Annotated in this window: 11 protein-coding genes and 1 tRNA gene; 7 read left to right on the top strand and 5 right to left on the bottom strand. The window is 66.7% G+C overall.

Annotated features, from left to right (window positions below):
- Positions 1-45 precede the first annotated feature (45 nt).
- Positions 46-1,809 (top strand): sulfatase, encoded by a 1,764-nt coding sequence (locus JWN03_RS03855; protein WP_297609767.1) that lies wholly within the window; start codon positions 46-48, stop codon positions 1,807-1,809.
- 75 nt (positions 1,810-1,884) lie between these two features.
- On the opposite strand, the gene JWN03_RS03850 is transcribed toward JWN03_RS03855, so the two are convergent.
- The gene (locus JWN03_RS03850; protein WP_297609764.1) at positions 1,885-3,099 is read right to left on the bottom strand and encodes a glycoside hydrolase family 1 protein; all 1,215 of its coding nucleotides are present in this window, start codon (positions 3,097-3,099) and stop codon (positions 1,885-1,887) included.
- A gap of 31 nt (positions 3,100-3,130) precedes the next feature.
- Positions 3,131-3,727 carry a PadR family transcriptional regulator gene (locus JWN03_RS03845; protein ID WP_297609761.1) on the bottom strand — a complete coding sequence of 199 codons (597 nt, stop codon included), beginning with the start codon at positions 3,725-3,727 and terminating at the stop codon, positions 3,131-3,133.
- Positions 3,728-3,865: 138 nt separating this feature from the next.
- On the opposite strand from JWN03_RS03845, the gene JWN03_RS03840 reads away from it, so the two are divergent.
- The 6 genes from JWN03_RS03840 to JWN03_RS03815 all read left to right on the top strand — a co-directional run bounded on the left by JWN03_RS03840 (position 3,866) and on the right by JWN03_RS03815 (position 11,230).
- Entirely contained in the window at positions 3,866-5,143 is a 1,278-nt protein-coding gene (locus JWN03_RS03840; protein ID WP_297609758.1) for an MFS transporter, read from the top strand.
- 23 nt (positions 5,144-5,166) lie between these two features.
- Positions 5,167-6,138, top strand: a complete 972-nt coding sequence (locus JWN03_RS03835) for a formylglycine-generating enzyme family protein (RefSeq protein WP_297609755.1) — start codon at positions 5,167-5,169, stop codon at positions 6,136-6,138.
- Positions 6,139-6,245: 107 nt separating this feature from the next.
- Positions 6,246-8,708, top strand: a complete 2,463-nt coding sequence (locus JWN03_RS03830) for a beta-glucosidase H (RefSeq protein ID WP_297609752.1) — start codon at positions 6,246-6,248, stop codon at positions 8,706-8,708.
- 315 nt (positions 8,709-9,023) lie between these two features.
- A complete protein-coding gene (locus JWN03_RS03825) occupies positions 9,024-9,740 on the top strand; it encodes a hypothetical protein (RefSeq protein WP_297609749.1) in 717 nt (238 codons plus the stop codon).
- Between the two features lie 26 nt (positions 9,741-9,766).
- Positions 9,767-10,507 (top strand): ammonium transporter, encoded by a 741-nt coding sequence (locus JWN03_RS03820; protein WP_297609746.1) that lies wholly within the window; start codon positions 9,767-9,769, stop codon positions 10,505-10,507.
- A 105-nt stretch (positions 10,508-10,612) separates the two neighbouring features.
- On the top strand, positions 10,613-11,230 hold the full coding sequence (locus tag JWN03_RS03815; protein WP_297609743.1) for a TetR/AcrR family transcriptional regulator: 618 nt from the start codon (positions 10,613-10,615) through the stop codon (positions 11,228-11,230).
- Positions 11,231-11,397: 167 nt separating this feature from the next.
- On the opposite strand, the gene JWN03_RS03810 is transcribed toward JWN03_RS03815, so the two are convergent.
- The 3 genes from JWN03_RS03810 to JWN03_RS03800 form a co-directional block, all read right to left on the bottom strand.
- Positions 11,398-11,712 carry a hypothetical protein gene (locus JWN03_RS03810; protein ID WP_297609741.1) on the bottom strand — a complete coding sequence of 105 codons (315 nt, stop codon included), beginning with the start codon at positions 11,710-11,712 and terminating at the stop codon, positions 11,398-11,400.
- Positions 11,709-12,389, bottom strand: coding sequence for an Rpn family recombination-promoting nuclease/putative transposase (locus JWN03_RS03805; RefSeq protein WP_297609738.1), 681 nt, complete (start codon positions 12,387-12,389; stop codon positions 11,709-11,711). Before JWN03_RS03805 ends, JWN03_RS03810 begins: the two co-directional genes overlap by 4 nt.
- A gap of 634 nt (positions 12,390-13,023) precedes the next feature.
- Positions 13,024-13,106, bottom strand: a tRNA-Leu gene (locus JWN03_RS03800).
- Positions 13,107-13,149 lie beyond the last annotated feature (43 nt).

Raw genomic sequence — 13,149 nt, 5'->3', positions numbered from 1 at the left:
CGGCAGTTGTTTCGTCCGGTCGCGCCACGTGAGAGGAGACCGCCCATGAAGGCGATCATGGTGATGTTCGACAGCCTGAACCGGCGGATGCTGCCGCCCTACGGGGGTGATTGGGCACACGCCCCGAACTTCTCCCGTCTGGCGCAGCGAACGGCGACGTTCGACAACGCGTATGCAGGTTCGATGCCGTGCATGCCGGCGCGGCGCGAAATCCACAGTGGCCGTTACAATTTCCTGCACCGCAGTTGGGGTCCGCTGGAGCCGTTCGACGACTCGATGCCCGAACTGCTCGGTCAGCACGGTGTGCACACCCACCTGGCCAGCGACCACCCGCATTACTGGGAGGACGGCGGCGCAACGTATCACGGCCGCTACAGCACGTGGGAGTTCTTCCGCGGGCAGGAGGGCGACCCGTGGAAGGGGCAGGTCGAGGATCCGGAGATCCCGGAGGACTTGAAGCGCATGCGGATGTCGGGCTACCGCCAGGATTGGGTCAATCGGCAACATATGCGGACCGAGGACCGCCATCCGCAGACGCTGACCTTCGACGCCGGGCTGGAATTCGTCCGCACCAACGCGCACTGCGACCGCTGGTTCGCGCAGATCGAGACCTTCGACCCGCATGAGCCGTTCTTCAGTCACCAGCGCTACAAGGACCTCTACCCGCACAACTATGCCGGTCCGCACTTCGACTGGCCCGACTACAAGCGGGTGGTCGAGACCGATGAGCAGGTCCAGCACGCCCGGTACGAATACGCCGCACTGCTGTCCATGTGCGACCGCTCGCTGGGCCGCGTGCTCGACACGATGGACGAGCTCAGACTCTGGGACGACACGATGTTGATCGTCAACACCGACCATGGCCTGCTGCTCGGAGAGAAGGGCTGGTGGGGAAAGTCGGTGCAGCCCTGGTACAACGAACTCGTCCACCTCCCGCTGTTCGTCTGGGATCCCCGAGCGCAGGTTGCCGGGGAACGCCGGCAGGCGCTGGTGCAGACCATCGATCTGGCTCCGACCGTGCTCGAATACTTCGGCGTCGACCGGCCCGCCGACATGCAGGGCTCGCCGCTGCCGATCGCTCAGGACACCGCGATCCGCGAGGCGGGACTGTTCGGCATTCACGGCGGCCACGTGAACGTCACCGATGGCCGGTACGTCTACATGCGGGCGCCGGTCTCCGCCGACAACACACCACTACACGAGCACACCCTGATGCCCACCCACATGCGCGGCCGCTTCCGCCCCGAGGAACTCACGGATGTGGAACTGGCCGAGCCCTTCGGGTTCACCAAGGGCGTACGCACGCTCCGCGTGAACGGGCGCACTCTGATCAATCCGTATCCACACGGCACGCTGCTGTTCGATCTGGCCGTCGATCCGCAGCAGCAGACTCCGATCGTCGATGACGAGGCCGAATTGCGCATGGCCACACTGCTGGTCGGACTCCTGCGCGACACCGAGGCCCCGCCGAGCCAGTACGAACGCCTGGGGCTGCCGGCCGACGGACCGGTCGAGTCCCGTCATCTGCTGGTGCGGGCCCAGCGTGAACAGGCCGAGCGCACCGCAACGCCGCTGCCCGACCCGGATTCCTTCCCGGCCGGCCGGCTCTCGCTGCGAACACCGATCCACCTGCTCCTGTCCGACCCGGCCGCATCCGCGATCCTGCGCCGGCACCTACCGGCGATCACCGATACCGAGATGCTTCAGATGCTCGGCCCGATGCCGCTGATCGACTTCGCCGCCGTGGCCGCCGGACTACTGCCCACCCCGGTCCTGCAGCGGATCGCCGAGGAACTCGCCGCCGTCTGACTATCGCGACGCTCGTTCGGCGACGCCGGAAACGGCTGCCGCCGAGCGAGTCTCGCTAGAACTCGAGCAGGTTGCTCAGGGTTGTTCGGATGAGACCGCTTGCCTGGGTAGAACATTGCGGCGCGCAAGGTTTCCGAGCCAGGCCAGACTGGGTTTGGGGGTCCGGGCGAAGGTGTGCCGGTCGACCGCGATCAGCCCGAAAGTCGGCCGCCATCTGCCCCATTCATAGTTGTCGAGGGCCGACCAGTGCAGGTAGCCGCGCACATCGACACCGTCGGAGATGGCCCGCCCCAGATGTGTCAGCGCCTCGGTCGTGTAGTCGATGCGCCGCGCGTCATCGCCGGTGGCGATGCCGTTCTCGGTGACCAGCACCGGCGTGCCACCGGTGATCTCCCACGCCCGGCGCACGGCGATACCAAGCGCGTCGGGGCGGTAGGCCCACCCGGTGAGCGTGTTGCCGGGTGAATCCGGCTGTGGCAGTGGACCGTTCGGCCCCACCGTGCGCACCGAGTACGCCTGTGTGCCGATGAAGTCGTCGTCGCGGGCTGCCTCCAGGAAGGGGTCCTCCCATATCCGGTTGGCCTCGGCCAACTGCCGTTCACAGCCCTCGGCGGCGACGAACGAGGGTTGTGCGACGGTCCATCCCACAGCGGCATCGGTGTGCGCGCGCAGGACGGCGGTCGCGGCGTGGTGCGCGCGGACCAGCACCTGCCCGGTACGTTCATCCGGGTCAGGCATTATCCGGGAAGTCATGCCCTGCAGGGCTTCCGGATCCTTCAACCGCTGCTGGACGCTCGCCATGACCGCCACCATGCTGGGCTCGTTGATCGTGCACACCCAGGCCACATCGGTCAGGATCGGCGCGACGGTGGCGACGTAATCGGCGAACAGGTCGATCGCCTCGGGGTGGGCCCATCCGCCGAGTTCGGAGAACCAGTGCGGATTGGTGAAGTGGTGCAGCGTGATCACGGGGGTGAGGCCCAGTTCGAGTGCGGCGTCGATCATCCGGCGGTAATGCGCGAGCGCAGCACGGGATACGTGCCCGCGGTCGGGTTCGATCCGCGCCCACTCGACGCCGAATCGGTAGGCATTGAGCCCCGCGCCCGCCAGCAGGGACATGTCTTCCCGGTAGCGGTGGTAGCTGTCGACGGCGTCGCCGCTGCGTTCGCCGATCAGCGGATTGCCACTGTTCTCCAGGGCCCACCAGTCGCTGTTGAGGTTGTTTCCCTCGGTTTGGTGCGGCGAGGTGGAAGCGCCCCAGAGAAATTCGGCTGCTAGTTCGAGGCTCATGGTCGCAACTCCCGTAGCGCTGGGTTGGTCATTAATTGTTATGCGCGGCAGCAGATTCCGTGCCGGAACGCACGCGCCCGCCGCGCAGGTCGTCGCGCAGTCGTTCGAGCCGGTCGATGTGCCGGTCGATGTCCTCGCTGCCCCACTGATGCAGTCGCTCGGCGATCGGGACGGCCAGGCCGAGGTCGAAGGGAAAGCCCGCACTCGGGGTGAACGTGCGGTCGCGGTCGCGAAAGCGGGCGACTTGATCGCGGCGCGCGGTCAATTCGATGTCGATGAGCCGCAGCAGTTGTTCCTCGGTCATGAAGCCCGCGAAGGTAAGTCGTACCAGGAGGTCGGGGTCGGTGTATTTGCTGGGCGGGTTGTACGGGCCGGTGAGCCAGTCCAGGAATACGGTCATTCCTTCCGGGGTCACCCGGTAGGTCTTCGCGTCTTGGGGGCCGGGGCGCGGCGAGACCTCGTAGCCGACCCAGCCTTGCTCTGTCATGGCGCCCAGAGCCCGATACACCTGGCTCATCTGCGTGTTCGAGCGCATGAAGCGTCCGTGGTTGTCGAAGAACTTCTTCAGCTCGTATCCGGTGGCGGGTTGCACCCCGAGGACACCCAGCAGCAGCAGTTCCAGCTTCACGACGATCACCTTTTCCTGAGGGGTAGCCGGTATTCCACTTGTTGAGTACTGTGACTATGTCACTAGTGGCATAACGCGTCAATCGACCCTACCGCCCCGAATCAGCGGCGCGACGTCACACATCCGAAGGAATCCCGCATGAATCCGTTTGCGACCGCGCCGTCGACGCCCGCAGCGCTGCCCGATTCGCCGCCCGCCGACGACTCGGCCCCTGCTCCTCGGTTGCGCCGCCTGTTCGCGACGGTGCCGTTCGCCAGTGCCTGCCCCCAACTTGCCTTCGTCGCCATCGGATACTTCGCGGCGCTACAGGTGCAGTCCTTCGACAGCGTGCACAAGGTCGAGAAGCTGGCGCTCGTACACGCCGCGGTGGCGGCGGCATCCATGATTACGCAGCCCCTGATCGGTGTGCTGTCCGATCGCACTCGCACCCGGTTCGGCGCCCGCACACCGTGGATGTTGCTCGGGGCCCTCGTCGGCTGCCTGGCATTGGTCGCGGCCGGGTCGTCGCGATCGATCGCGTGGCTGCTGGCCGCGGCGGTCGTAGCGCACATCGGCTTCAGCACCTTCAACGGGCCGCTCACCGCGATTCAGCCCGACCGGGTGCCCGCCGACCGGCGCGGCCGGTACTCGGCTCTCGCCGGGGTGGGCACCATCGCCGCGGGCATCCTCGGCCCAGCACTCGGTTCGGTCTTCACCCACCGAATCTCGCTGGGCTACCTGCTCTTCGCCGCCGTGATACTGCTGGCAGCCACGGTATTCCTGGTCGTGAATCCCGATCGCGACAACCGCGGGGCGCCGCGCCCGGGCTTCTCGCCGGCGGTGTTCGCGAAGGCGTTCTGGGTCAACCCGATTCGCTATCCCGACTTCTTCTGGGTTTTCCTCGGCCGCATCCTGCTCTTCGGCGGCTACTTCATGGTGATCAACTATCAGCTGTACATCATCGAGGACTACATCGGGCTCACCTTGGACGAGGCCACCCGGCTGATCCCGGTGATCAGTATCGCGAGCCTGCCCGGATTCCTGCTCGCCATCGGCATTTCGGGACCGTTGTCGGACCGCATCGGCAGACGCAAACCGATGGTTTTCGCCGGCGGCCTGGTCATCGCGGTCTCGGCGCTGATACCGGTCATCTCCGCCACCGTGGGCGGACTCATCTGCTCGATCGTCGTGCTCACCATCGGATTCGGCATCTTCATGGCCGTCGATCAGGCGCTGGTCACCCAGGTGCTGCCCGATGCCGGCACTGCCGCCAAAGACCTGGGCATCATCAATATCGCCGCGACCCTGCCCAATACCATCGGCCCCCTCGCGGCCGCCGGGATCGTCACGGCTTGCGGGTACACCACCTTGTATCTGGTTGTCGCTTTGATCGCCGGGGTCGGCGCGTTCGCGGTACTGCCGGTCAAAGTGCGATGACTCACGAGCTGAAGGAGCACGAAGTGGCCGAGGATCGAGCACAGCCGAGTTGCTGCGCGCCCGGACGCGGATCGATCGCCCCGGCGACCGGGGCGCTCCCGGCATACAGTGCGACGCGCCGGTCCGTTGCCGCCGGCGACGTCTCCGGGATGATCGCGTTGCCGGGTGGGGAGTTCCTCATGGGCGCCGAGGACGGCAGCGGCTACTCCGACGACGGCGAGGGACCGGTGCGCCCGGTTCGATTGCGCCCCTTCCTGATCGACGCCTGTGCCGTCACCAATAACGAGTTCGAGGTCTTCACCGAGGCGACCGGCTATCGCACCGAAGCCGAGCGGCTGGAATGGTCCTATGTCTTCGCGGGATTCCTGCCGGCCGCACTGCGCCGCTCTGCCCCGCGCCCGGAGCGCACACCCTGGTGGTGTGGTGTGGCCGGAGCCATCTGGCGCCACCCCGAGGGTCCGGGCAGCGAACTGGACGGACGCGGCGATCATCCGGTCGTGCACGTGTCGTGGAATGACGCCCGCGCCTACTGCGATTGGATCGGAAAGCGGCTGCCGACGGAGGCGGAGTGGGAATACGCCGCTCGGGGCGGCCTGGTCCAGGCCCGCTATCCCTGGGGCGACGAACTCGATCCCGGCGGCGAATACCTGTGCAATATCTGGCGCGGCAGCTTTCCGGGTAAAAACACCGCCGCGGACGGATATCGCGGCACCGCACCCGTGAATGCCTTCCCGCCCAACGGATTCGGTCTCTACAATACCTGCGGCAACGTCTGGGAATGGTGCGCCGACCGTTGGGGCACCCACCACGAGGCAGGTACGCCGGTCGATCCGGCCGGGCCACGAACCGGTCCGAACCGGGTGATCCGCGGTGGCTCTCATATGTGCCACGACTCCTACTGCTTCCGCTACCGCGTCGCCGCACGCTCCTCCAACTCCCCGGACAGTTCCGCCGGGCATACGGGCTTCCGATGCGCGCTGACACCTGGAACCTGACACCGCGCACGAGACCGCCGCGGCAGGCCGTCCAATCGAACGCCAGGAGAGCCCATGACCTGTTGCCCCTATTTCGTTTCTTTCCGCCCCGACCAGAAAGCACTCGTATGACACTCTCCGAGATCGACTGTTCGACCGGCAGGCGTTCGGCTGTCGAATCCGCGCTGGCCGCACTGAATCTGGATGACAAGGCCGCACTGTTGTCGGGTCAGGATGTGTGGTCGCTGTGCGCCCTGCCCTCGATCGGACTGCGATCGCTGGTGATGTCCGACGGGCCGGTCGGCGTGCGCGGCGGCGGCTGGAGCGCCGACGATCCCGCACTGACACTGCCGAGCCCGACCGCGCTCGCCGCGACTTGGGATCCGGAGTTGGCGCGCCGGGCCGGGCAGGTCCTGGCCGCGGAGGCGCACCGCAAGGGCGTGCACATGCTCCTCGCACCGACGATCAACCTGCACCGATCCCCGTTGAGCGGCAGGCACTTCGAGGCGTACTCGGAGGATCCGCTGCTCACCGCCGCCATCGGCGCGGCCTACGTCACGGGAGTGCAGGAGTGCGGCGTCGCGGCCACCATCAAGCATTTCGTGGCCAACGACGCGGAAACCCAGCGCTTCACCGTGAACAACGATGTCTCCGAAAGAGCACTGCGCGAACTGTATCTCGCGCCGTTCGAGGAGATCATCACGACCGCGCGGCCGTGGGCGCTCATGTCGGCGTACAACTCGGTCAACGGCGCCACCATGACCGAAAACCGCGACCTGCAGGTGGGCGTGCTACGGGCGGAATGGGGATACGACGGGGTCGTGGTCTCCGACTGGCTCGCCGCCCGTGACACGGTGCGCGCGATCGAGGGCGGCACCGATATCGCCATGCCGGGGCCGCACACAGTGTTCGGCCCCGCACTCGCGCAGGCAGTGCGCGAGTGCCGGGTCGCCGAAACGACCGTCGACGACGCCGTCCGGCGCGTACTGTCGCTGGCCGCACGGCTGGGTCTTCTCGACGGCGCCGAGCCTCTGGTGCCCGCCGCCGCGCGCCCCATCCCGCCCGACGGTATCGAGACCGCCCGGGAACTCGCCTCCCGATCAATGGTGTTGTTGCGCAACGAGAATCAAACTCTGCCACTGTCTCCCGAACAGATCGGCTCGATCGCGCTCACCGGCAGCGCCGCCCGCGACGCGCGGGTGCTCGGCGGCGGGTCGGCGACAGTGTTCCCGGCACGCGTCATCTCGCCACTCGAGGGACTGCGGGCGGCGCTACCCGAGGGTGTGGCGCTCAGCTATACGGTCGGCGCGGACCCCAGCGAGGGACTCGTACTGGTCTCCGAGGGGTTCGACCTGCGCGCGGTGCTCCGCGACGGCAACGGCCGGATTCTCGCCGAGCAGCCGCTCAGCCTCGGCCGGGTGCGCTGGGTCGACAATGCCCTACCCGGCGACGCCGACTACGACACGGTGGCCTCGGTGGAGATCACCGGCACCTTCACTCCGCGCGCAACCGGTCCGCACGAGTTCGGCATCGGCGGGCTCGGCGGGTTCCGGCTCACCGTCGCCGATCAATTGTTGTTCGACGGTGAGCACGAATTGCCCGAGCACGCTGATCCTTTCGAAGCGCTCACCGGCCCGCCCACACCGCACGGCGCCATCGACCTCGCCGTGGGCGAGTCGGTGCCGGTCAGCCTGTTGGACACCACACCGCAGGGTGCGATCGGGCCTATCCGGGGCATCAGCTTCGCGCTGGCGATGCGGGAACCGCGCCTGGACGACGACACCCTGATCGCGGACGCCGTCGCCGCGGCAGCAGCAGCCGAGATCGCCGTCGTCGTGGTGGCGACCACCGCCGCGCAGGAGAGCGAGGGTTTCGACCGCGCCGATCTGCGGCTGCCCGGTCGACAGGACGAACTCGTCGCCCGGGTCGCCGCCGTGAACCCGCGCACCGTGGTGGTGGTGAACAGCGGCTCACCGGTCGAGATGCCGTGGCACGACCAGGTTTCCGCGATCCTGCTGAGCTGGTTCCCAGGCCAGGAGGGCGGCGCCGCCCTGGCGGATGTGCTGCTCGGCCGCACCGAGCCCGGCGGACGGCTGCCCACCACCTGGCCGGTCCGGCTCGCCGACGCACCGGTGTCCGCGGTGAACCCGGTAGACGGCGTATTGCGCTACGACGAAGACATTTTCATCGGATACCGGGCCTGGCAGCGACATGATGTCGTGCCCGCCTATCCATTCGGGCACGGGCTCGGATATACGGATTGGTGCTACGAAGAGATCGAGGCATCCGATCGGGAGGTGCGGATTCTAGTGCGTAACACCGGTACTCGATGGGGACGGGAGATCGTTCAGGTTTATGTGGCGCCCTGCGAAGCCGATGTCCGGCGGCCACGCCATTGGCTCGCGGGATTCGCGGTGGCCACCGCCGAACCGGGAACAGCGGCCGAACTCCGGTTGACGCTGCCACAGCGCGCTTTCCAGATCTGGGATGAGGTCCGCCACGCATGGGAGTTCGTGCCCGGGCGCTATGAGATTCACACCGGCCGCAGTAGTACCGACCTGAGGGCATTCACCATTATCGGCATCGCCTAGGCCAAACAAGTAGCACGAAAGACTTACCCGCCGAACGCATTAGACGTCGGCGGGTGGTCTGCGTTGTGCGCATTTCCGACTCCGAGTTCGATGAGATTTCACTGCGCGAAAAGCTGGCCTACTGATAGTTAAGTAAGCTAGTGTCCTGCATCACGAAGACGGCAGAACGCGCATGACTCACGCGAATCCGTGTCCGCAGCACCGCATCCGCGTTCTCCGCTTCGTAGCCGATTGCCCGCAGTTGCGGGACAAGTCACCGACCGGCGGTCACCCAGTGCTGTCCGCCGATCGGAGTGCGAGATGAGGAAGACACGCATGAACATTCATTCAGCAACCCTGATTGCGGCTGTGATGGCCGCCAGTGTCGTCGGCAGCGCCGCCACCGCCACCGCGTCCCCCGACAGCGCGGCCCCGGCCGTGAGCTACCACGCCGACCTGGCCGGTGACGCCGTAGTCACCACACTGACGAACGGGGCCTTCGCGCTCTCGGGCGATCAGGAATCGGTCACGGTCCACGATGACGCCGGGCAGACGGTCGACACCGTGCCGCTGTCGTTCACCCTCGACGGCCAGCACCTGCCGCTGCGCCAGCAGATCGCTGCCGACGGCCACACGCTCCGGCTGGTCCCCGACCTCACCGGACTGGACCGCGCCGCGTTGAAACCCGTTGCGTCGCCGCTGGAGAACCAGCTCGCCATGAACGATCTCATCAATGCGGTGAGCCTGGGCACCTCGATCGGGAGCCTGATCGGCACCACGATCGGTGCGGTCGCCGGTATCGGAGTCGGCCTCGCCCTGGCCGGGGCGTCCTGCCTGGTGCTCAGTCTCGGTTGTGTGGTCGCGGTACTGCCGATCGTCAGCTTGGTCGCCGCCGCGGGCGGGCTCAGCGGGCTGATCCTGGCGGGCGGGCCCACCGCCGCCGCGGCTGCCTTCGACTACTGGAGCACCCTGCACGCCGCACCCGGCACGAGCAAGTACGCGCCGTACGTCCCGGGCACGACGGACGCTACTTCGCCCGCGCACGCGAACTGACCGCCACGACCAGCAGGGAGACCGGAATGAATTTCCGCACAACGGCTTTCGCGGCACTCACCGCCGCGGGAGCGATGACCATCGCCGCCGTGCCCGCGCATGCCGCGCCGGACGCACAGTACCGCGCCGGCCTGGTCGGCGACTCGGTGGTGACTGTGCTCGACAATGCCACTTTCACCGTCGGGCCCGACTCGCAGTCGGTGTCCGTGCGCGACATCGATGGCCGCGACATCCTCACGCTGCCATTGACTTTCGAGCTCGACGGAGCCCGGCACCCGATCCTCCAGCAGATCAGCGACGACGGGCGGACCCTTGCCTTGACACCCGATACCGGGCTGCGGCCGGTCGCCTCTCCCATGGAGAATCAGCGCGCACTCGATGAATTCGCTGCGAATATGAGCACGGGCACGCTGGTCGGCACAATCGGCGGATTCGTGGTGGGCGCACTCGTCGGCGCCGCGATCGGACTGGGGTCGTGTCTGGTGGTCGGCCCCGGGTGCCTGGCCACCACCCCTGCCGCCATCATGGCGTTCGCGGGCGGCGGCATGCTCGTAGGCACCATGGGCCTGGGTGGGGCAGCCTTGGTCAACGGGTTATGGAAATACCTCACCACCGTGCAGGCCGCGCCCGGCGAGAGTTCCTACGCCGACAAAGACGGCTTGCTCGATCCGAACGGCACCGGCGTCCCCAACGCCAACCTGCGGATACCGCCACTTCCCCTCAAACCGCTGATCACCGGTTCCGCTAGCGGGTCCGGCCACCACTGACCACTCGATAGCGCGTTTGCGCTGCGGCCCCGGCCGTCGCGGCGCAAGCACTACGCTACAGTCGCCTCCAGTGACCGGCCGCGGGCATCGGTGAGAGGAGGCGACGTGGCTCGAACACTTGTGGCGGACCAGGCCGGACGCGCCACCCGAGAACGTATCCTGCGCGCCGCCCTGGAAGCCTTCGCCGAACGCGGTTACGCCGGAACCTCATTGACCGCGGTGGCCAAACGCGCGGGCCTGTCCGGCCCCGGCCTGCTGCACCATTTCCCCGATAAATGCGCGCTGCTGGCCGCCGTTCTCGAAACGCACGGTCAGAAGGATCTCGAAACCGGTGAGCGTGCAGTCGAATTCGCAGATCTCGACCTGGACGCGGCTCTCGAACTGCTGATCCGCATTACCGAGCGCAATCTCGCCCATCGCGATGTCATCCGCCTGGCCCATCTGTGCGCGCTCGCCGCCGACGATGGGACCGAGGTGGCCGTGGATTGGGCCAGGGCCCGGCTGGAACGATTGCGCGCGGACATCCTCGCCTTCGTCGCTCAGGCCCGCGCCCGGGGTGAAATCCCGGACGGCGCCGAGACAGACGCCGCGGCCTCGCTGATCACCGCCACCTTCCTGGGCCTGGAACACCAGTGGCTGGTCGACGAATCTTTCGACATGGTGGGAGGTATGCGTGCCTTCACTCGCCTGCTCGCCGCACAGCTCCGCCCTGTCGCTTCCTGACCGGCCGGATTTCGTTCGAGGCTCGTAGTTCCTGTCGGGGACACGGCCACTACGCCCACGCATTCCACCAGAGGAAACTGCTGGTCATCGGGCAATAGCGGCACCGCGCAGTAGATGTAGCAGGGCCCGACTATTAGTCGCAATAGATGTGGGATCAGGCCTGCGGGCTATTGCTGGAAGACCTCGTCGAGGCTGCCGGCGGTGAGCACCCGGGCGGCCCACAGTCGCAGCTGCGCCGCATCCGCAGCGTGAACGGTGGCAGTGATCCCGGCCGGCAGTCGGCCGAACTTCAGTGCCAATAGTTCGAGTACGGTCTCGGCGCGTCCTCGGGTTTCGCCGCGTGCTTGGCCGCGTGCTTCGCCTTCGGCGCGGAGTCGTTCCGCTGTTGTCACGATGACCTCCTTGGCGTGGGGACCGAGCCGGTCGATGACAGGCCCCAGGTCGTTATCGCTGGTTTCACCGACAGTAAGAATGTACGTCACCACGCACTCGAGGTCATCTGTACCACCGGCGCGGCCAGCAGTGCCCGCAGATCTTCCAGCAGCGGTAGCAGCTCGGTGTCGAGGTGCCGGTTGCCGGTGGCGATCTTCAGTAGCACCAGCATCACCCGCGCGGCGGGCGTCAGCTCACGCGCGCACAGCGCGGGCACCTCGTGCGCAGTGAGATCGTCGAGCAGGAACCGGAAGTGTGGCAGGTACTCACCGAGTGCGTCCCGGGTGGCGGGGTCGATGTCGATCAGCTCGGCCAGCTCGGTCGGGGTGTTCCAGCGCCGGCCCTGCGGGCTCGCGTGTACGACCAGCGGGATGATCGCGGGCAAGATGTGGGTATCCGGGTGCTCGCGCACGTACCGGTTCCAGATGCCGACCATGTATTCCAGCATCCGCATCGCCATCAACGGGTCCGGTCGGCTCTGGTGCTCGATGAGCAGGTAGACGAACGCGTCGTGCCCGTCCAGGCGGGTGCGGAAGAGTAGGTCGCTGTAGCGGGAGCGCAGGTGCTGGGATACGAAGCTGCAAGGCTGCAGCACCAGCGTGTCCCAATCCACCCGTGCCGCCACCGCATTGGGTAGTACCACCCGCAACTCACCGGCGACGTCGGCGGGCCGGGCAAGCACCTGACGGAAGTAGGCGTCGTGCGGATTAGACGGCGAGTCACCCATGACTGGGCAAAATACCTCCAAAATGGCTGCGACACGCAGATTTTCGCTGCTTCGGGGTACAGCGGCGCGAGTGCTGGCCATGCAGGGGCGTTGTTCACCCTGGATGGTTCGGCCCGTTGATTTCTTGGACCTGAGCTGGCTGGAGTCAGTCGGCAGCGATAGATGACCTGGTGCCGTAGTGATCGAAGTCGTCGTCCCACGAATCCTCGACGGTCGTCGGTGAAGTCGTTGGCGCGGTGCTGGTTTGCGCCAACGCGTTCCGGGCGGCATCAGTGGCGGCGCGACGTCAGCGTACGAACTGCTCGATCTGCCTGAATCCTGGCGCCCGGTCAGGGATTGACGCTTCGTGCGTTCGGTGTGGGCAGCCCAGGCTCAAGTGTGGCTGGTGCCGGGCGGGTTGCCGGCAGACCCCGCAGAGTATGTCCCGGAACGGCTTCGACTCAAAGGACCCAAACCGCAATGCCGAGGCTCGCACACGAGCATCGCCGACGGATGGTCGCACTGGCAGGACCGGTCGAACTCTAGGCACTTCGCCGAGTTACGACCGATTCGCGAACCCTTGTAGGGGTCGATACGGCTTCGAAAACCAAAGACCCCAATCCCTTTGCAATGCAAAGGGATTGGGGTCTTGCCGTGTCGAGAGGGGGACTTGAACCCCCACGTCCCTAAGGACACTAGCACCTCAAGCTAGCGCGTCTGCCATTCCGCCACCCCGACCGGTGAACCTCGACAAGATTAGCCGAGCGCTCGCCGAAACCGG

The sequence above is a fragment of the Nocardia sp. genome (assembly GCF_025465275.1).
Taxonomy (GTDB): domain Bacteria; phylum Actinomycetota; class Actinomycetes; order Mycobacteriales; family Mycobacteriaceae; genus Nocardia.
Note: the sequence above shows the minus strand (reverse complement) of the source record. Positions and strands in the feature narration are given on the sequence as shown.